This is a genomic window from Janthinobacterium sp. GMG2, from assembly GCF_033949445.1.
GTDB lineage: Bacteria > Pseudomonadota > Gammaproteobacteria > Burkholderiales > Burkholderiaceae_D > Janthinobacterium > Janthinobacterium aestuarii.
In genome coordinates this window covers 103,771-122,533 of record NZ_JAXAWA010000007.1, presented here as the reverse complement: position 1 = coordinate 122,533, position 18,763 = coordinate 103,771, and the positions used below count along the sequence as shown (strand labels likewise).

The 18,763-nt window shown below is 60.6% G+C and carries 16 protein-coding genes; 10 read left to right on the top strand and 6 right to left on the bottom strand.

Annotation, left to right across the window (positions count from 1 at the left end):
* Window positions 1-70: 70 nt before the first annotated feature.
* From SKZ59_RS22895 to SKZ59_RS22885, 3 genes are all read left to right on the top strand, one after another.
* Window positions 71-670, top strand: a complete 600-nt coding sequence (locus SKZ59_RS22895) for an FMN-dependent NADH-azoreductase (protein WP_102294713.1) — start codon at window positions 71-73, stop codon at window positions 668-670.
* Window positions 671-745: 75 nt separating this feature from the next.
* Entirely contained in the window at window positions 746-1,621 is an 876-nt protein-coding gene (locus SKZ59_RS22890; protein ID WP_319993030.1) for a pirin family protein, read from the top strand.
* A gap of 118 nt (window positions 1,622-1,739) precedes the next feature.
* Window positions 1,740-2,696: a cation diffusion facilitator family transporter gene (locus SKZ59_RS22885; protein WP_072454023.1), complete on the top strand. Its 957-nt coding sequence runs from the start codon at window positions 1,740-1,742 to the stop codon at window positions 2,694-2,696.
* Window positions 2,697-2,769: 73 nt separating this feature from the next.
* Here SKZ59_RS22885 and SKZ59_RS22880 read toward each other — a convergent pair whose 3' ends face one another.
* The 3 genes from SKZ59_RS22880 to SKZ59_RS22870 are packed head-to-tail and all read right to left on the bottom strand — an operon-like array spanning window position 2,770 to window position 6,341.
* Complete coding sequence (locus tag SKZ59_RS22880) at window positions 2,770-5,022, bottom strand: RelA/SpoT family protein (RefSeq protein ID WP_034752338.1); 2,253 nt, start codon at window positions 5,020-5,022, stop codon at window positions 2,770-2,772.
* Window positions 5,023-5,061: 39 nt separating this feature from the next.
* Entirely contained in the window at window positions 5,062-5,412 is a 351-nt protein-coding gene (locus SKZ59_RS22875; RefSeq protein ID WP_034752339.1) for a RidA family protein, read from the bottom strand.
* Between the two features lie 47 nt (window positions 5,413-5,459).
* Complete coding sequence (locus tag SKZ59_RS22870) at window positions 5,460-6,341, bottom strand: alpha/beta fold hydrolase (RefSeq protein WP_219328396.1); 882 nt, start codon at window positions 6,339-6,341, stop codon at window positions 5,460-5,462.
* Window positions 6,342-6,589: 248 nt separating this feature from the next.
* Between SKZ59_RS22870 and SKZ59_RS22865 the strand changes: the two genes are divergently transcribed.
* Together SKZ59_RS22865 and SKZ59_RS22860 are read left to right on the top strand one after the other, a co-directional pair.
* Window positions 6,590-7,927 (top strand): dicarboxylate/amino acid:cation symporter, encoded by a 1,338-nt coding sequence (locus tag SKZ59_RS22865; protein WP_235194238.1) that lies wholly within the window; start codon window positions 6,590-6,592, stop codon window positions 7,925-7,927.
* 236 nt (window positions 7,928-8,163) lie between these two features.
* A complete protein-coding gene (locus tag SKZ59_RS22860; protein WP_070303099.1) occupies window positions 8,164-8,574 on the top strand; it encodes a DoxX family protein in 411 nt (136 codons plus the stop codon).
* A gap of 53 nt (window positions 8,575-8,627) precedes the next feature.
* Here SKZ59_RS22860 and SKZ59_RS22855 read toward each other — a convergent pair whose 3' ends face one another.
* Window positions 8,628-9,278, bottom strand: coding sequence for a CoA transferase subunit B (locus SKZ59_RS22855; RefSeq protein ID WP_072454554.1), 651 nt, complete (start codon window positions 9,276-9,278; stop codon window positions 8,628-8,630).
* A 21-nt stretch (window positions 9,279-9,299) separates the two neighbouring features.
* A complete protein-coding gene (locus SKZ59_RS22850; protein WP_034752348.1) occupies window positions 9,300-9,998 on the bottom strand; it encodes a CoA transferase subunit A in 699 nt (232 codons plus the stop codon).
* Between the two features lie 147 nt (window positions 9,999-10,145).
* Here SKZ59_RS22850 and SKZ59_RS22845 point away from each other — a divergent pair, with 147 nt between their 5' ends.
* Entirely contained in the window at window positions 10,146-10,712 is a 567-nt protein-coding gene (locus tag SKZ59_RS22845) for a PAS and helix-turn-helix domain-containing protein (RefSeq protein ID WP_034752350.1), read from the top strand.
* On the opposite strand, the gene SKZ59_RS22840 is transcribed toward SKZ59_RS22845, so the two are convergent.
* Complete coding sequence (locus SKZ59_RS22840; protein WP_034752351.1) at window positions 10,709-11,485, bottom strand: SDR family oxidoreductase; 777 nt, start codon at window positions 11,483-11,485, stop codon at window positions 10,709-10,711. The genes SKZ59_RS22845 and SKZ59_RS22840 overlap by 4 nt on opposite strands.
* A 264-nt stretch (window positions 11,486-11,749) precedes the next feature.
* Between SKZ59_RS22840 and SKZ59_RS22835 the strand changes: the two genes are divergently transcribed.
* From SKZ59_RS22835 to SKZ59_RS22820, 4 genes are all read left to right on the top strand, one after another.
* Window positions 11,750-13,426 (top strand): electron transfer flavoprotein-ubiquinone oxidoreductase, encoded by a 1,677-nt coding sequence (locus tag SKZ59_RS22835; RefSeq protein ID WP_175444538.1) that lies wholly within the window; start codon window positions 11,750-11,752, stop codon window positions 13,424-13,426.
* A 240-nt stretch (window positions 13,427-13,666) separates the two neighbouring features.
* Window positions 13,667-16,876 carry a tetratricopeptide repeat protein gene (locus tag SKZ59_RS22830; protein WP_319993029.1) on the top strand — a complete coding sequence of 1,070 codons (3,210 nt, stop codon included), beginning with the start codon at window positions 13,667-13,669 and terminating at the stop codon, window positions 16,874-16,876.
* Entirely contained in the window at window positions 16,876-18,027 is a 1,152-nt protein-coding gene (locus SKZ59_RS22825; RefSeq protein WP_319993028.1) for a DegT/DnrJ/EryC1/StrS family aminotransferase, read from the top strand. The genes SKZ59_RS22830 and SKZ59_RS22825 overlap by 1 nt, the downstream gene beginning before the upstream one ends.
* Entirely contained in the window at window positions 18,027-18,755 is a 729-nt protein-coding gene (locus SKZ59_RS22820; RefSeq protein ID WP_319993027.1) for an acetyltransferase, read from the top strand. The genes SKZ59_RS22825 and SKZ59_RS22820 overlap by 1 nt, the downstream gene beginning before the upstream one ends.
* Window positions 18,756-18,763: the final 8 nt, after the last annotated feature.

Genomic DNA, 18,763 nt, shown 5'->3' with positions numbered 1-18,763 from the left:
GGCTTCCGCATCAATTTTGGAATTGCTATAGTTCATCCATCGCAAGACACCTCACAACGGAGAAAACAAGATGAACATCCTGCAAATCAATTCCAGCGCCCGCAGCACCGGTTCCGCCTCGACCCGCCTGGCTGACGCCATCGTCGCCCGCGTACAAGCGGCCAACCCTGGTGCCGCCCTCGTCCGCCGCGACCTGGCTGCCGCACCGCACCCCGTGCTCGACGAACCGACCCTGCAAGCGCTGTTCACGCCGGCCGACAAACGCACGCCGGAGCAAGCGGCCCGCATCGCGCTGGACGACGCGCTGATTGCGCAAGTGCAAGCGGCTGACGTGATCGTCATCGGCGCGCCGATGTACAACTTCGGCATTACCGTGCAACTGAAAAGCTGGTTCGACGCGATTGCCCGCGCCAACGTCACCTTCAAGTACACGGAAAACGGCCCAGTTGGCCTGCTGAGCGGCAAGAAAGTCTATGTGGGCCTGTCCCGCGGCGGCTTGCACCGCGACAGCGCCAACGATAGCCAGGTGCCTTACCTGAACACCATGTTCGGTTTCCTGGGCATGACCGACGTGCAATACGTGTATTCGGAAGGCATGGGCATGGGTCCGGAAGCCGTGGCCAAGGCGCAAGCCCAGGCGGACGCCGAGATCAACGCGATCCTGGTGTAATAGCTGACTGCCGCAACAAGGGGTCAGACGGGGACGCCGAGTTCCGGCGGGTCTGACCCCAAACAGGAGAACACAATGAGCGATATCACCACCGTCAACAAGCCACGCGCCGTCGAGCGCGTGATCGCCGGCCAGGCCGTCATGGATGGCGCCGGCGTGAAGATCAACCGCGTGCTGACGCAGCAGCTGCAGCGCCGTCTCGACCCGTTTTTGATGCTTGATAACTTTGCCAGCGACAAGCCGAACGACTATATCGCCGGCTTCCCCGAGCATCCGCACCGCGGCTTTGAAACGGTCTCGTACATGATCACGGGGCGCATGCGCCACAAGGACAGCGCGGGCAACGAAGGCTTGCTGACCTCGGGCGGCGTGCAATGGATGACGGCCGGCAGCGGCGTGATCCACTCGGAAATGCCGGAGCAGGAAGAAGGCGTGATGGAAGGTTTTCAGTTGTGGCTGAACCTGCCCGCGCGCGACAAGATGCGCACGCCGTGGTACCGCGATTTCACGAGCAGCGAGATCCCCCGCTACACGACGGACGCTGGCGTGGCCGTGCAAGTGATCGCCGGCGAGAGCCATGGCGTGACGGGCGCCGTGCAGCGCGAACTGACGGAACCGTTGTACCTCGATATCGACTTGCCGGCCGGTGCCAGCTTCGAACAACCCTTGCCGCCAGGCCATAATGCTTTCATCTACACGTTTCGTGGCGAAGTGCAGGTCGACGGCAAGGCCGTGCCCGCCCTGCGCATGGCGATCTTTGCCAACACGCCGGGCAGCGACGGCGTGCGCATCGAGGCGCCCGAAGGCGGCCGCGTGATCTTCGTCGCCGGCCAGCCCTTGAATGAACCGATCGCGCAATACGGCCCGTTCGTCATGAATACCCAGGCGGAAGTGTTCCAGGCCGTGCAGGATTTCCGCGAAGGGAAATTTGGCGAGACGGCGGCACAGTAAAATTTATTTGCTCCAGGTAAAACCTGCAGTGCCTCGCGGCCTGCAGGTTTTTTTACGCGCCGACTGTTTTGTTGCTTTTCAATTACACTGACGACAAGATCATTCCACAAAGCATTCCATGCATCCCACGCACGACAACACCGAACACGACGCCACCCATTTGCACGCCCACCTGAAAGGCGACGCCAAGCACACCCACTCATTCGAGGGGCGCAGCCAGAGCATCCTCGCGTGGGCGCTGGGGCTGACCCTATCGTTTGCCGGCATCGAGGTCATCGCCGGTTTCCTGTCCAATTCGCTGGCCCTGATTTCCGATGCGGGCCACATGGTCACGGACGCGGCCGCGCTGGGCCTGGCCCTGCTGGCGCAGCTGATCGCCCGCCGTCCGCCGTCGCCGCGCCACTCGTTCGGCTTTGGCCGCGCCGAAGCGCTGGCTGCCTTCGTCAATGGCCTGGCCATGCTGTGCGTCGTGGGCTGGATCTGCTATGAAGCCGTGCTGCGCTTTTCCGCCCCGCAAACCGTGCAAGGCGGCATGGTCTTCATCGTCGCCTTCATCGGCCTGGCGATCAACCTGGTGGTGGCGTGGGTCTTGTCGAAAGACAAGCAAAGCGTGAACACGCGCGCCGCCCTCGTGCACGTGATGGGCGATTTGCTGGGCTCGGTCGCCGCCATCGTCGCCGGCGCCGTGATTTACTTCACGGGCTGGATGCAGATCGACCCGCTGCTGTCCGTGCTGGTGTCTCTGCTGATCCTGAAATCCACGTTCGGGGTATTGAAAGAGTCGTACCACTTCCTGATGGAAGGCGTGCCCATGCACATCGACTACGTCCAGGTGGGCGCGGACGTGGAGCAGGTGGACGGCGTGATTTCCGTGCACGACCTGCACGTATGGGACATGTCGCCCGGCCAGCCAGCCCTGATCGGCCACGTGGAAATCGAACACCTCGACCATTGGCCGAAGGTATTGCGGGCGATCAAGAAGATGCTGTTAGCCAAGCATGGGATAGACCACATCACTTTGCAGCCGGAGACGGCGGCGATGGCGGGGTTGCATGCGGGAGACAAAACCCACTAGCAAGGACTGGGGGCGAACGGGGACGCCGAGTCCCTCAGGGTACGACCCCGGCATCAGCCTTTGGGTTCCAAGACTAACTGCGCCTTGCCTCAAGAACACCGCTCACATCCTTGATCACATTCAGCGCCTTCAACAACTGCGCCGTCGAACTGATCTCGGCCGTAAAGGTCATGCGGGCCTGGCCCTTGGCGCTTTGGGTGTTGACGCCGATGACGTTGATTTTTTCGCGCGAAAAGATTTCGGAGATGTCGCGCAGCAAGCCCTGGCGGTCGCCGGCGAGAATAAAGATGTCGACCGGATACACCGTGTCGTGCCCGCCCGTGCTGCCCCATTCCGTGAAGATCACGCGCTCGGGCGACTTGGCGCGCATTTCCTCGAAATTCTTGCAGGTGGCGCGGTGGATCGAGACGCCCTTGCCGCGCGTCACAAAACCGACGATGCTGTCCGGCGGCGCCGGCTTGCAGCACTTGGCCAGCACGGTCATCAAGCCTTCGGTGCCCACCACCAGCACGCCGGATTTGGCGCCCTGTTCCACGCTGGAAGCGCGGCTTTTACCGACCAGCACGGCGTCTTCCGGCACCACCACTTCGCCATTGTCGTGCAGCGCCTGCTCCACGTGGCGCAGGCTGAATTCATCCTTGCCCACCGACAGGAACAGCTCGTCGACTTTCGCAAAGCCCAGCTTTTGCGCCAGCGCTTCCAGATTGACGGCCGTCTTGCCTTCGCGCTGCAGCGACTTTTCCACCAGCGCGCGGCCATGGGCCAGGGTTTCCTGCATGTCGATCGCGTGGAACCAGGCGCGGATTTTCGAACGCGTGCGCGTGCTGACGGCGTAGCCGGCGCTGAGCCAGTCGCGCGACGGCCCGGCCGTGCCCGGCGCGCCCTTGGCCGTAATGATTTCGCAGGTCTGGCCGTTTTTCAGCTGGGTATTCAAGGGCACCATGATGCCGTCGACCTTGGCGCCCCGGCAGCGGTGGCCCACGTCCGTGTGCAGATGATAGGCAAAATCGACGGGCGTGGCGCCCACGGGCAATTCCAGCACGCGCGCTTGCGGCGTCATGACGAAGATGCGGTCGTCCAGGGTGGCGGACTTGAGCTTTTCCACCCATTCGCGCTGGATTTCTTCCTGACCCACGACGGCGTCGGCCACCTCCGTTTTCCAGGCCAGCAGCTGGCGCAGCCAGGCGATCTTTTCGTCGTATTTCTGGCCGGCAAAGTTCGAGCCGCCCTCTTCCTTGTAGCGCCAGTGCGCGGCCACGCCGTATTCGGCAAAGCTATGCATTTCATTGGTGCGGATTTGCACTTCCAGCGGACGGCCATCTTCGGCCGTCACCACCGTGTGCAGCGACTGGTAACCGTTCGGTTTCGGCCGCGAAATGTAATCGTCGAATTCTTTCGGGATGGGGGTCCAGATATTGTGGACCACGCCCAGCACCGTGTAGCAGGTTTTCACGTCGGCAACGATGACGCGGAAGGCCCGCACGTCGTACAGGGCCGTGAAATCGAGCTCCTTGCCGCGCATCTTGTTCCAGATGCTGTAAATGTGTTTCGGACGGCCAAATACTTCCGCCTGGATACCGGCCGAAGCCAGTTCCGTCTGCAGGCGCAAGATCGCCGAGGACACGAAGCCCTCGCGCATCATGCGCTTTTCTTCCAGCATCTTGGCGATGCGTTTATACGCTTCCGGTTCGATGAAGCGGAACGACAAGTCTTCCAGTTCCCACTTCAGCTGCCAGATGCCGAGGCGGTTGGCCAGCGGCGCGTACAGATCCAGGGTTTCCTTGCCGTACTCACATGTCATTTCGTTGAACAGCTTCAAGTCGGCAAAGTAACGCAAGGTCGTCACGCAGGCGGCCAGGCGCACCAGCACGACACGCATGTCGGAAGCCATCGCCAGCAACATCTTGCGCAAGGTTTCCACCTGGGCCACGGCTTGCTGCGCCGCATTCTTGCCGCGCCCGCCAGCGCTGCCGTGCTGCGCCTGGGTCAGCGCGCGCAAGCGGATCAGCTGGCGCACGCCGGTGGCCAGGTCGCACACCTGCTTGCCGAAGCGCGGTTCGATGTCGGCCGCCGTATCGGGTTCCAGCAGGGTCAGCTCGAACATCAGGCCGGCGATGCGCGTTTCCGCATCGCTGCGCAGGAAAGCCAGGGTGGTGGCCACGCCGATGGCGAACTCCAGCGCGGAGCGGCCGGCAAAGGTCTGCTTGTCGCCATATGCTTCGGTGGCATACGCGAGCGCGTCCAGCACGCGCGCGCAGTCCGGCGCACTCAAGCCCTCTACCAGTTGTTCCGATGTGGCGCTATTCGGGGCCGAGATGGAAACCATGTATTACCTTTAAACTTAATGACTGAACAACTTGAAAACTTAACGTTCTGCAGCGATGACGACGATTTCAACCAGGCATGCCGGATTGGCCAGCTTCGCTTCCACCGTGGCGCGCGGCGGCGTGTGGCCGGAGGCGACCCAGTCATCCCACACTTCATTCATGCCGGGGAAATCCTTCATGTCGGCGATGTAGATCTGGCACGACAGGATGCAAGTCTTGTCGCTGCCCGCTTCCATCAGCAAACGGTCGACGTGGCCCAGCACTTCGCGCGTCTGGCCGACGATGCCTTGCGTGGTGTCTTCGGCGATCTGGCCAGCAAGGTAGATGGTGTTGTTGTGTATCGCTACTTCGGAGAGGCGTTTGCCTACGTGCAGTCGTGTAATTTCCATGCTTCTTCTTTCGGTTGTTTCAAAATCTGTACAGCGTATTACCTGTGTTACTTGCCCAGCAAAAATTTGCGGGCGATGGCGATCTGGTCGTCGTGGACGAAAGTGGGCGCATGGCCCACGCCGGCGATTTCCACCAGTTCCGCCTTCGGACCGCGACCGAGCATGCGCGTGGCCGTTTCGTGCGACAGCAAATCGGATTCCGAGCCGCGCACCAGCAGAGTCGGGCAGCGCACGGCATCATACGCGGCCCACAGCATGGCTTCGTCGCTGGCCGCCGATTCCGGCGTGGCCGAGCGGAACGGCATGGCCAGTCCCATATCATAGTGGCGGCGCCAGTGGCCATCCTTGTCTTGCCGCAACACATCCACCGCCAGTTTATGCCATTCCGCATCCGTGTGCGGGCCGAAGCTGGCGGACACGTCGCGCACGAACTTGGCGCCCTGCTCGAACGTCTCGAAACGCAAGTCCTGGCCGATGTAGTCGCCGATGCGCTGCAAGGCTTCGGGCGCCAGGGTCGGGCCGATATCGTTCAGGACCAGCTTGCTGATCGGGCTGTGCGGCAGCGATGCCAGGCCCAGGCCGATCAAGCCGCCCATCGACGTGCCGAACCAGTCCACCGTCTGGCGCTCGCCATTGGCCAGCACGCGCGCCAGCAGGGTCACCATGTCACTCACATATTGCGGCACGCGGTAGAACTGCGGATTGGCCAGCCAGCCCGAGCGACCGCGGCCCACCACGTCGGGGCAGATCACGCGGTAATCGCTGGCCATGGCGCGCGCCAGGTTGTCGAAGTCGTCCGCCACGCGCGTCACGCCGTGGGCGCAGACGAGCACGTTCGGATTATCGGCAGCGCCCCACTCCTTGTACGACATGGTATGCAAGCCTGCGGGGGAGATGCACTGCACGGATTTGATGCTCGCTTCGATCATGCGATTCCTTATAACACCGGAGCTACGGTTTTGTCCGGCGTCGTTATTTGGTAGTAAAAAACAAAGAAACCGGCGATTTGCCGGTTGCCTCGCGCGCGACGCTACGGCAGTGTAGCGCAGCGCGGGCAATGCTCCAAGCGCGCGCCTGAAATGCTGCGCCGCAGCACGCCCGCCATGGCGCAATACCCGATATAGCGAAAATGCATATCTGCGGTTATCCACAATTGAGCCGGCCTGGCAATGCGCGGATGATCGCAGCATCAACCCGCAAGAGGAGACCACTCGTGAAAAAACCATTCTATAAAATCCTGTACGTACAGGTGCTGTTCGCCATCGTGGCCGGCGTGCTGCTGGGGGTGTTCTACCCCTCGAACGCCGTCGACATGAAACCGCTGGGTGACGGCTTTATCAAACTGATCAAGATGATCATCGCCCCGGTGATCTTCTGTACCGTGGTCTCCGGCATCGCCGGCATGCAGGACGTCAAGAAAATAGGCCGAGTGGGCGGCAAGGCGCTGCTGTACTTTGAAGTGGTCTCCACCTTCGCGCTGGCCATCGGCTTGCTGGTTGCTAACATCCTCAAACCGGGCGCCGGCTTCAACGCCGATCCGGCCCACCTCGACGCCAAGTCGATCGCGCAATACACGCATGCCGAAGGCATGTCGACCATCGACTTCGTGATGAACATCATCCCGAAGACCTTCGTCGACGCTTTCGCCAAGGGCGACATCCTGCAAGTGCTGCTGATCGCCATCCTGTTCGGCTTTTCGCTGTCCCTGCTGGGCGAGCGCGGCCGTCCGGTCACCAAGCTGATCGACGAACTGTCGCATGCCATTTTCGGCATGGTCAACATCATCATGAAAGTCGCTCCCATCGGCGCGTTCGGTGCGATGGCCTTTACCATCGGTAAATACGGCCTGGCTTCGCTGATTCCGCTGGCTAAACTGATGGGCTCGTTCTACCTGACCTGCTTCCTGTTCGTCTTCGTCGTGCTGGGCCTGATCGCCAAGTACACGGGCTTCTCGATCGGCCGCTTCCTGCTGTACATCAAGGAAGAACTGCTGATCGTGCTCGGTACCAGCTCGTCGGAATCGGCCCTGCCGGCCCTGATGAAAAAACTTGAGCGCCTGGGCTGCTCCAAGCCAGTCGTCGGCCTGGTCGTGCCTACCGGCTACTCGTTCAACCTGGACGGCACCAATATCTACATGACCATGGCCGCCCTGTTCGTGGCGCAAGCGACCAACACGGAACTGACCATCTGGCAGGAACTGACCATCCTGGGCGTGGCGATGCTGACCTCGAAAGGCGCATCCGGCATCACAGGCGCCGGCTTCATTACCCTGGCCGCGACCCTGGCCGTGGTGCCGACGATCCCTGTGGCCGGCATGGCGCTGATCCTGGGCATCGACCGCTTCATGAGCGAATGCCGCGCGCTGACGAATTTCGTCGGCAACGGCGTGGCCACCATCGTCGTGTCGAAATGGGAAAAAGAACTGGACATGGACAAGCTGCATAGCGAGCTGGCCCACCCCACCCACCCGACGGACGACGCGTATGTCGCCCCGGCCGTAAATATCGTCAAGTAAGCCGTACTACTCACCATTGAAAGCCCCGCAGAGCGATCTGCGGGGCTTTTTTCATTGCGCGTGGGATTCTCGCATCATCAACATACAGTAAATCATGCATCAATATTTATTACGATGATCAATGAATGAAAAACTATTACAGTACTGTCACCTGTTCGCCGTCAAGCTCCCGCATAATGACATTGCGTTAATGCAAGCCTGACACCGAACCATCCTCACTTTTGAATGGAGCACGCATGTCCCTCTCGCCCGCCTTTTACGCCACCTGGAGCCCACGCCTGCTGGGCGTGCTGCGCATCATCCTCGGCTTTCTCTTCCTGCAACACGGCACGGCCAAGCTGTTCGGCGCGCCGCACGTGGCCATGTTCGACGGTTTGCAACTGTTTTCCGTGATGGGCGCGGCCGGCGTCATCGAGCTGGTCGGCGGCACCTTGCTGCTGGTGGGCCTGTTCACGCGCCCCGTCGCCTTCATCCTGTCGGGACAGATGGCGGCCGCCTATTTCATGGCGCACGCGCCCGCCGGTTTCCTGCCGATCCTGAACGGCGGCGAAATGGCCGTGATGTATTGCTTCACTTTCCTGTACTTCGCGGCAGCGGGCGCCGGCGCCTACAGCCTGGACGCGTTGCGCGGCAAGGCGAGCGCATAAAAAAAGGGCGGACATCGCTGTCCGCCCTGCTTCGATAAGACGCTACGCCTGGCTTACACGGCGGAGACGTCCAGTTCCGCGCCCGTGGCCGCCTGCACCTGCTCCTTGGTCACGCCCGGCGCCAGTTCCACCAGCTTCAAGCCGTTTTCCGTCACGTCAATGACGCCCAGGTCACTGATGATGACGTCAACCACGCCCACGCCCGTCAGCGGCAAGTCGCACTGTTTCAGCAGCTTGTGCGACGTCGTGCCATCCTTGGCCGTGGCCACGTGTTCCATCAGCACGACAACGCGCTTGACGCCGGCGACAAGGTCCATCGCGCCGCCCATGCCCTTGACCATCTTGCCTGGAATCATCCAGTTCGCCAGGTCGCCCTTTTCCGACACTTGCATGGCGCCCAGGATGGCCAGGTTGATCTTGCCGCCGCGAATCATGCCAAACGAATCGGCCGAGCTGAAGTAGGCGGCGCCTGGCAAGGCCGTCACCGTCTGCTTGCCAGCGTTGATCAGGTCGGCATCGACTTCCGCGTCGGTCGGGAACGGGCCGATGCCCAATAACCCGTTTTCCGACTGCAGGAATACCTCGATGTTGTCCGGCACATAGTTGGCCACCAGGGTCGGCAAGCCGATGCCCAGGTTCACATAAAAGCCATCCTGCAATTCCTTTGCCGCGCGCGCGGCCATTTCGTCACGTGTCCAAGCCATAATCATCTCCCAATCTTGTATTTAGTCGGCGCGCACGGTGCGCTGCTCGATGCGTTTTTCCGGGTTCGCGTTGACCACGATGCGGTGCACGAAGATGCTCGGCGTGTGGACCTGGTCCGGGTCGATCTCGCCCACTTCGACCAGTTTTTCCACTTCGACGATGGTGATCTTGCCGGCCATCGCCACGTTCGGGTTGAAATTGCGCGCCGTCTTGCGGTAGACCAAATTGCCCGCGCGGTCGGCCATGTAGGCTTTGACCAGCGCCACGTCGGCCACGAGGCTGCGTTCCATCACGTATTGCTCGCCGTCGAATTCGCGGAGCTCCTTGCCATCGGCAACGATGGTGCCCACGCCCGTCTTGGTAAAGAAGGCCGGGATGCCGGCGCCGCCGGCGCGCAGTTTTTCGGCCAGGGTGCCTTGCGGCGTGAATTCCAGTTCCAGTTCGCCGGCCAGGTACTGGCGCGCGAATTCCTTGTTTTCACCCACGTAGGAGGCGATCATTTTCTTGATCTGGCGCGTGGTCAACAGCTGGCCCAGGCCGAAGCCGTCCACGCCCGCGTTATTCGAAATGGCGGTCAGGCCCGTCACGCCCGAATCGCGCAAGGCGCCGATCAGGGCTTCGGGAATGCCGCACAGGCCGAAGCCGCCGACGGCGATGGTCTGGCCATCTTGGACGATACCGGCCAGCGCCGAGGCGGCGTCAGGATAAACTTTATTCATGGGTGTCCCTCTATCTTTTGTTAAGCTTTGGTCTTGAGTCCATGACTCAGGCAGCGACTCAGCATAAAATACGCGAGTGGAAAGTACAATACCGTAGAACTACCGGCGCCGTGCCGGCAATCCCCCTGTGAGAGTGATACGTATCAGATGAACGCCGCGTCAGCCATCGATTATGAAAGCATCTTCCTGCACGCGCCCGTGGGCATGTGCATGTCGGAAAACCGTATCATGCGTAGCTGCAACGAAGCGCTGGCGGCCATGTTCGGCTATGCGCGCGCCCAGCTGGACGACCAGTCGTTCGAGGTACTCTACCCCACGCACGACGAATTCCTGCGCACCGGTGACCGCATCATCCCCATCATGAACGCCAGGGGACGCTATTCGGACGAGCGCATCATGCGCCGCAGTAATGGGGAATTGTTCTGGTGCCACGTCACGGGCCACGCCATGCTGCCGCAGGAACCGCTGGGACCGGGCATCTGGACGTTCGAGGATGTCAGCGAGAAACGTCCCGTGACGGCGGAACTGACCCCGCGCGAGCGCGAAATCGCCGCCCTGCTGGTGGAAGGCAAGACCAGCAAGGTCATCGCCCGCCAGATCGACCTCAGCCCCCGCACGGTGGAAATGCACCGCGCCAAGCTGATGCGCAAGTTCGCTGCATCGACATCATCGGAGCTCGTGCACAAGCTGGTGGGACTGCAGCTGCAGCGCTAGAAGGTACTCATGCCACCGTCAGCGGAAATGATGGCGCCGTTGATGAAATGCGAATCCTCGCCCGCCAGCAACAGCAGCAGGCCGTCGAGGTCTTCCGGCTTGCCCGGACGTTTATTCGGCAGCATTTCGATCAGCTTCTTGCCCTGCTCGGTGGCAAAGTAATCTTCATTGATTTCCGTGGAAATATAGCCGGGGCAGATGGCGTTCGTGTTGATGCCGTATTTGCCCCACTCCACGGCCATGGCGCGCGTCATGTGCACCATGCCCGCCTTGCTCATGCAATACACGCCGATCTGCGGCAACACCTGCAAGCCCGCCATCGAGGCGATATTGATGATGCGGTGCTGTTTCTTCGGGTCGCCCTTGGCGCGCGCGATCATGCGCTTGGCCGTTTGCTGGGCCACGAAGAACGAACCGCGCAGATTGGTGTCCATCACGAACGAGTAATCTTCGGGCGTGACGTCGACCAGGCGTTGCGTGGTGGAGACACCGGAATTATTGACGAGGATATCGATGGGGCCCGCTTCCGTTTCCGCGTGCGCGATGGCCGACTTGATGCTGGCGAAGTCGGTCACGTCGAGCGACACCACGTGCGCGGCGCCGCCGTCCGCTTCGATTTCGGCGCGCAATTCCTTCAGGCGTTCGGTGCGGCGCGACGCCAGCACGACCTGTGCGCCGGCCTGGGCCAGCACTTTTGCAAAGCGCGCGCCGAGGCCGCTCGATGCGCCGGTAATCAGGGCAATCTTGCCCTCGAAATTGACTTCTATGCCCACGAGCTACTCCTGTTTTATTTTAGACAACACTTTACGCCGTGCCTATGGCAATCGGGCAAATTCCCCCGCAGCGCACTCGAGCAAAAGTAAACGCCATCATTACACAAAATGGCCGGATTTAGATTGCGGCGAGGGGCAATGTCACGCAAAATGGCGCCAAAGTTGCAATCCTCGCCAAAAACAAGCACACTCGTGCTTAAATTTCCCCGATGATGCTTTATTCCCTATCCTTGCTACCTAATTGAGTGACTGACAATCGAGACCATGACACAGCCTAATAACTTAGTTGAACAGTACGGACCGCGCGAAACCATGGAGTATGACGTGGTGATCGTCGGCGGTGGCCCCGCAGGCTTGGCCGCGGCGATCCGCCTGAAGCAGCTGGCCGCTGAAAAGAGCCAGGAAGTGTCCGTCTGCGTGCTGGAAAAAGGCGGCGAACTGGGCGCGCATATCCTGTCGGGCGCCATCATGGACCCGAAAGCGCTCACGGAACTGATTCCGAACTGGAAAGAACTGGGCGCGCCCCTGAACACGGAAGTGACGGAAGACCGCATCCTGTTCCTGACCGAAACGAAAGCGTATAAAACGCCAGGCTTCGCCGTGCCGGCCTGCTTTGAAAACCACGGCAACTACATCGTCTCCCTGGGCAATGTGGTGCGCTGGATGGGCCAGCAGGCGGAAAACCTGGGCGTGGAAATCTTCCCGGGCTTCCCTGCCGCGGAAATCCTCTACAACGACGACGGCTCCGTGAAAGGTGTAGCGACCGGCAATATGGGCGTCAAGCGCGATGGCGAACCGGGTCCCGACTTCCAGCTGGGCATGGAATTGCACGCCAAGTACACACTGTTCGCCGAAGGCGCGCGCGGCCACCTGGGCAAGCAATTGATGGCCAAGTATGACTTGAATGCCGGCAAGGATCCCCAATCGTACGGCATCGGCATCAAGGAATTGTGGGAAATCGACCCGGCCCAGCACAAGCCTGGCCTGGTGATCCACTCGAGCGGCTGGCCGCTGGACACGAAAACCTATGGCGGCTCCTTCCTGTACCACCTGGAAAACAACCAGGTGATGGTGGGCTACGTGGTGGGCCTGAACTACGAAAACCCGTATTTGTCGCCGTACGAGGAATTCCAGCGCTACAAGACGCATCCGGAAATCCGCAAGTTCTTCGAAGGCGGCAAGCGTATTTCCTACGGCGCGCGCGCGATCGCGGCCGGCGGCCTGCAATCGTTGCCGAAACTGGTGTTTGCCGGCGGCGCGCTGATCGGCTGCGATGCGGGTTTCCTGAACATGAGCCGCATCAAGGGCAGCCACGCGGCCATCAAGAGCGGCATGCTGGCGGCGGACGCGGCGTTTGGCGCGCTGGGCGAACAGCGCCAGCACGACGAACTGACGAGCTACCCTGTCGCCTTTGAAAAATCCTGGCTGCATGAAGAGCTGCACGTGGCGCGCAACGTCAAGCCATGGCTGTCGAAAGGTCTGTACCTGGGCAGCCTGATGACGGGCATCGACCAGCTGATCTTCCGCGGCAAGGCGCCGTGGACCCTGCACCACTCGCATGGCGACCACGAATGCCTGAAACCGGCAGCCCAATCGAAAAAGATCGTGTATCCGAAACCCGATGGCAAGCTGACCTTCGACAAGATGTCGTCCGTGTTCATCTCGAACACGAACCACGCGGAAGACCAGCCTATCCACCTGACGTTGAAGAACGCCAGCGTGCCCGTCGACGTCAACCTGGCCACGTATGCGGGTCCGGAAGCGCGTTACTGTCCCGCCGGCGTGTACGAGTTCGTAAAGAACGACGACGGCGCCGAACGCCTGCAGATCAATGCGCAAAACTGCGTGCACTGTAAAACCTGCGATATCAAGGATCCGACGCAGAACATCGTGTGGGTGACACCGGAAGGCGGCGGCGGGCCGAACTATCCGAACATGTAAGCCACGCTACTCATGCACGGCGACAACGTTGCCAAGTGACCCGAAGACAGCGCCCTACCCCTGCGGTAGCGCGCTGTTTTTTTATTAAAAACATCATATATCCTCCACGCTTTGACCCGTCAGCAACACCTCGTTTGCATTGCGACAGCATTCCTGGATAAATTCCACCTGGAAAGTTTCTCAGAAGCACTTCCACCAGTTACAATTCCCTTTGCTAACTATTTCCCCTTCCGCCCGCCCATGAACGCAAACGCCCTCCCCGCAGTGCCCCTCGACGCCGAATTGCAGCAAGCAATCACCGAACATCAGGCTGGCCGTTATGCCGAGGCGGAAGAACTTTACCTGGCGATCTTGCAGGCGCAGCCGTATCACGCCATCGCCAACCACAATATGGGTTTATTGGCGGGACAAGTCGGGCAATACCAAGCAGGCTTGCCGTATCTGCACAAGGCGCTGTCGGTGAACCCCGACGAAGGCCAGTTCTGGCTGTCGTATGCGGATGGCTTGCTCAAGGCGGGCGAACGCGAACAGGCGCTGGAGATCGTCACGGCGGCCATCGCGCGCGGTCTCGACAACGAACAGTCGCAAGGCTTGCGCAGCCGCATCGAAACGGCGATCGCCAACACGCCGACAGCTCAGGAAACGCAGCACGTCATTGCGCTGTATCAAGCCGGCCACCATGCCGAACTGGAAGTGGCCAGCCACGCCCTGACGCAGCGCTATCCCGACTCCGATTTTGCCTGGAGTGTGCTGGGCACCGCCCTGCAATTGCAGGGCAAGGATGCGTTCGAGGCCCTGCAAAAAACCACGCAATTGGCACCCAACGATGCCGAAGCGCATGGCAACCTGGGCACCGCATGGCAGGAACGGGGCATGTACGACCAGGCGATCGACAGCTATGCCCGGGCGCTGGAACTGAATCCGGATTTTGTCGAGGCGCATGGCAACCTGGCGGCGGCCCTGCAGGCGCAAGGCAAGCTGGAGCAGGCCGAGCAGGCATACCGGCAAGCGCTGGCGCTGCGTCCCGATTACGCCAAGGGCCATTTCAATCTCGGCAATACACTGCAAGCGATGCAGCGCAGCGCCGAAGCCATCGCCTGCTATCAAAGCGCGCTGGCCCTGCTGCCGGGCGACGCGGAAATCTATCTGAATCTGGGCAATGCCCAGCTCGACCTGCGGCAATGGCAAACGGCCATCGTCAGCTACAGGGCTGTACTGCAACTGGCGCCCCACACCAAAGGTGCACATGCCAATCTTGCCGCAGCGCTGCACGAGGCAGGAGAATACGACAGCGCAGCAACCGCCTGCCAATCCGGCATTGAGTTACATGCGGACGACGCCAAGCTGCACAACAACCTGGGACGCGCGCTTCAGTGGCTGGGCCGGGCCGAGGAAGCCATCGCCGCGTATGAACAGGCGATCGCGCTCGATAGCGACTTTTCCCAGGCGCTGAGCAATCTGGGATTACTTCAGTGCAAGCAGAAGAACTACGCTGCAGCCATCGAGTACTGCATACGCGCGCATCGCCTGCAACCTGACGATGCGCAAACCTGCGCCCAGCTCGCCATCGCCTACGGCACCGCCGAAGACCGGGACAATGCGCTGAAGTACTTTCAACAGGCCATCGACATGGCGCCTGAAAACGCCGCAATGCACAAGCATCTGGGCGACTACTACAACTCCATCAAGCGCTTCGAGCAGGCCGCGGTGTCCTACCGCCAGGCACTCAAGTACGAGCCAGACAATAGCGAGACGCATAACAACCTCGGCGTCGTTCTACAGGAATTGAAAGCATACGACGAAGCGACCGCTGCCTACGCGCGCGCGCTGGAATTGAATCCGAAAAACACCTCGGCGCTCATTAACCTGGGTTCCACACAGCAGGCGCAGAATCAAATCGAACAGGCCAAGCAGACTTATCTGGCCGCGCTCGCTATCGACGCCGAATTCGATCGCGCGCATTTTGCACTCGGCAATTGCCACGTGATCATGAGTGAACCGCTGCTGGCCCTCGAGTGCTATCACAAAGTATTGGAGATCAATCCCGACTATCGCGATGCCTACGTCAATATCAGCGCCACTTTCAGCAATATCGGCCGACTAGACGAAGCGATTGAAACCTGCCGCAAGGGGCTGGCCGTTTGTCCACTATGGGAAACCCTGTTCAGCAACTACCTGTTCTTGCTGTCGCATAGCGCCAACATTGATGCCGAGACACTATTTGCCGAACATCAGCGCTTTAGCGACACGTTCGAAAAACACGTTATCCAGAACCCGCTCCCGTACAACAATACGCGCGACCCGCTGCGCACCCTGAAAGTGGGCTTCGTGTCGGGCGATCTGCTCAATCATCCGGTGCCGCACTTCCTTATTCCGATACTGGAAAATATCGTCGATGGCGACCAATTGTCACTGTACGCTTACCACAATAATCCGCAAAATGACGATGTGACCGAGCGGCTGCAGGAGTTTTTCCCCCACTGGAGGCAGGTCGAACACCTGTCCGACCCCGAACTGTCGCAGCTGATCCGCGACGATGGCATCGATATTCTGATCGATCTGTCTGGTCACACGGGCAAGAATCGTCTGCTCATGTTCGCTGCAAAGCCTGCACCTGTCCAGGCAAGCTGGATAGGCTATCCGCTCACCACAGGACTGCAGGCGATAGACTACTACCTGAGCGACCCGTTTTTTTCGCCACCCGGCGAATTGGACAGCCAGTTCACCGAGAAACTGTTGCTGCTGCCGGCCTGCGTGCCCTTCCTGCCATCCCTATTTGCACCCGCCGTTCAGCCCGCACCAGCCCTGACAAATGGCTATATCACCTTCGGCAGCTTCAATCGTCTGAATAAAATCAATCGCCAGGTGGTCGCGCACTGGTGCAAGCTGCTGCGCGCCCTGCCGGATTGCAGAATGCTGCTCGCCGCCATGCCAAAATCCGAAGCGCCAGAGCAACTGCGGGCCTGGTTCGAGGAAGAAGGCATCGCGCTTGAGCGACTGACCTTTGAAGGGCGTACCGGCATAACGCAATTCATGGCCATGCATCACCGCGTCGACATCTGCCTCGACACCTTCCCCTACGGCGGCGGCACGACGACCTTCCATGCGCTGTGGATGGGCGTGCCCACGCTCACGGTGGCTGGTCCCACGTTCCCCAGCCGGGCCGGCACGATGATCCTGCGCCAGATCGAACTCGAGGAATTCATTGCCATCGACGATGACGATTTCGTGCGCAAGGGCGTGGCCATGGCGGCCAACCCGATGTTGCTGGGCGCCTACCGCTTCAGCATGCGGCACCGCCTGGAACGCTCGACCATGGGCAAGCCCAAGCTGATTACGGAAGGCCTGGAAAATGGCCTGCGCATGGCTTGGCAACGCTGGTGCGAAGGCTTGCCGCCCATCTCGTTTGAAGCACCCGTGGCCGTACCCAACCCGCCGATCGGATTATGATGAGCGCTCAAAAAAACAAACCCGTGTATGTCACCCAGCCCCTGCTGCCGCCGCTGGAGGATTTCCTGCCGTATCTGGAAACGATCTGGAACAACAAGATCCTGACCAATGGCGGCCCGTTCCACCAGCAACTGGAACAGGCGCTGTGCGACTACCTGGGCGTCAAGCACATCTGCCTGTTCGCCAATGGCACCTTGGCATTGATGACGGCCTTGCAGGCGCTGCGCATCAACGGCGAAGTCATCACGACGCCGTATTCGTTTGTCGCCACCGCCCATTCGCTGCTGTGGAATAACATCAAGCCCGTCTTTGCCGACATCGAGCCGCACAGCCTGAACCTCGACCCGAGCAAAATCGAGGCGGCCATCACGCCGCAGACCACCGCCATCATGCCCGTGCATTGCTACGGCCGACCATGCGATATCGAAGCCATCGAGAAAATTGCCGACAACTACAACCTGAAGGTGATCTACGATGCGGCGCATGCGTTTGGCGTGCGCCACCGGGGCGGCAGCGTGCTCAATCACGGCGACCTTTCCGTGATCAGCTTTCACGCCACCAAGATCTTCAACACCTTCGAAGGCGGCGCCATCGTCTGCCCCGACGCCAAGACCAAGCAACGGATCGACCACCTGAAAAACTTCGGCTTCGTCGATGAAGTCACGGTCGTGGCCGCCGGCATCAATGGCAAGATGAGCGAGATCAATGCCGCCTTCGGCTTGCTGCAGCTCAAGGGCATCGACGGCGCGCGCCAGAAGCGCAAGGCGATCGATGCGCATTACCGCCAGCAGCTGGCCGGCATCGATGGCATCACCTGCGTGCAGCAAGGCGATGCCGAGGCGGCCAACAATGCGTATTTCCCCATCCTCGTCGGCCCCGGCTACCCGCTGTCGCGCGATGCCCTGTTCCAGCTGCTGCGCGACCAGGAAGTCTACGCGCGCCGCTACTTTTACCCGCTCATCAGCGATTTCCCCATGTACCGTGGGATGCCGTCGGCGGCGCACGCCAACCTGCCCGTGGCACGCCTCGCGTCGTCGCAGGTGATCTGCCTGCCCATCTATCCGGATCTGGAGATGGCCACCGTGGACGCCATTATCGCCATGATCGCCGCCCCCGCATTGCAACAAGAAGTGATACGGAACATCGCCTGATGCACATTTCCACCGAAACCAATTTTTCCGGCGTGGCCGAAAACCATCCCTGGTCGGCCCAATTCACGGTGCTGGGCTACGACGATGGCGCCATCAGCACACTGCCCCATCAATTTTTCCGCGACTGGCTGGACCAGGAACCGACAAGCGGGCACTTCTACATCGGACGTGGCTCCGGCTTTGGCGTCGGTTCGCTGGTGAAATATGACAGCGGGCAGCAAAGCCTGTGCGTGGGACGGTATGTGGCCGGCGGTTCACGCCTGCGCTTCCTGCTCAATGGCCAGCACGAGATGCGCACCATTTCCACGTACATGCTGTCGATCCTCGGCGGCGGCTTGAAAAATACCCCACCGCCTCAGTATGCCGACACGGTGATCAGGAACGATGTCTGGATAGGCGACGAAGTGATGGTGCTCGGCGGCAGCATCATCGACAACGGCTGCGTCATCGGCGCCCGTTCACTGCTGCCGCCGAATTTTCGTTCGGAACCGTATGGTATCTATGCGGGCTCGCCGGCGCGCCTGATACGCTACCGCTTCCCTGAAAAAGTGCGTGCCGCGCTGCTGGAACTGGCATGGTGGGACATGCCGCTGGCCTGGGTGCGCGACAACAATGCCATGTTCCTGGAGGATATGTGTGCCGATGAAGCGAAGGCATTGCTGGTCATCGACATCCTGAAAAGCAGCCGCAAACAATGGGAAGAAATGCATGGCAGCGCAGTTGCCTGAGTCTGGCA

Bases quoted from the DNA above. Each gene is read 5' to 3' on its own strand.
- SKZ59_RS22895 (WP_102294713.1), top strand. From the start codon at position 71: ATGAACATCCTGCAAATCAATTCCAGCGCCCGCAGCACCGGTTCCGCC.
- SKZ59_RS22890 (WP_319993030.1), top strand. From the start codon at position 746: ATGAGCGATATCACCACCGTCAACAAGCCACGCGCCGTCGAGCGCGTG.
- SKZ59_RS22885 (WP_072454023.1), top strand. From the start codon at position 1,740: ATGCATCCCACGCACGACAACACCGAACACGACGCCACCCATTTGCAC.
- SKZ59_RS22880 (WP_034752338.1), bottom strand. From the start codon at position 5,022: ATGGTTTCCATCTCGGCCCCGAATAGCGCCACATCGGAACAACTGGTA.
- SKZ59_RS22875 (WP_034752339.1), bottom strand. From the start codon at position 5,412: ATGGAAATTACACGACTGCACGTAGGCAAACGCCTCTCCGAAGTAGCG.
- SKZ59_RS22870 (WP_219328396.1), bottom strand. From the start codon at position 6,341: ATGATCGAAGCGAGCATCAAATCCGTGCAGTGCATCTCCCCCGCAGGC.
- SKZ59_RS22865 (WP_235194238.1), top strand. From the start codon at position 6,590: ATGATCGCAGCATCAACCCGCAAGAGGAGACCACTCGTGAAAAAACCA.
- SKZ59_RS22860 (WP_070303099.1), top strand. From the start codon at position 8,164: ATGTCCCTCTCGCCCGCCTTTTACGCCACCTGGAGCCCACGCCTGCTG.
- SKZ59_RS22855 (WP_072454554.1), bottom strand. From the start codon at position 9,278: ATGGCTTGGACACGTGACGAAATGGCCGCGCGCGCGGCAAAGGAATTG.
- SKZ59_RS22850 (WP_034752348.1), bottom strand. From the start codon at position 9,998: ATGAATAAAGTTTATCCTGACGCCGCCTCGGCGCTGGCCGGTATCGTC.
- SKZ59_RS22845 (WP_034752350.1), top strand. From the start codon at position 10,146: ATGAACGCCGCGTCAGCCATCGATTATGAAAGCATCTTCCTGCACGCG.
- SKZ59_RS22835 (WP_175444538.1), top strand. From the start codon at position 11,750: ATGACACAGCCTAATAACTTAGTTGAACAGTACGGACCGCGCGAAACC.
- SKZ59_RS22830 (WP_319993029.1), top strand. From the start codon at position 13,667: ATGAACGCAAACGCCCTCCCCGCAGTGCCCCTCGACGCCGAATTGCAG.
- SKZ59_RS22825 (WP_319993028.1), top strand. From the start codon at position 16,876: ATGAGCGCTCAAAAAAACAAACCCGTGTATGTCACCCAGCCCCTGCTG.
- SKZ59_RS22820 (WP_319993027.1), top strand. From the start codon at position 18,027: ATGCACATTTCCACCGAAACCAATTTTTCCGGCGTGGCCGAAAACCAT.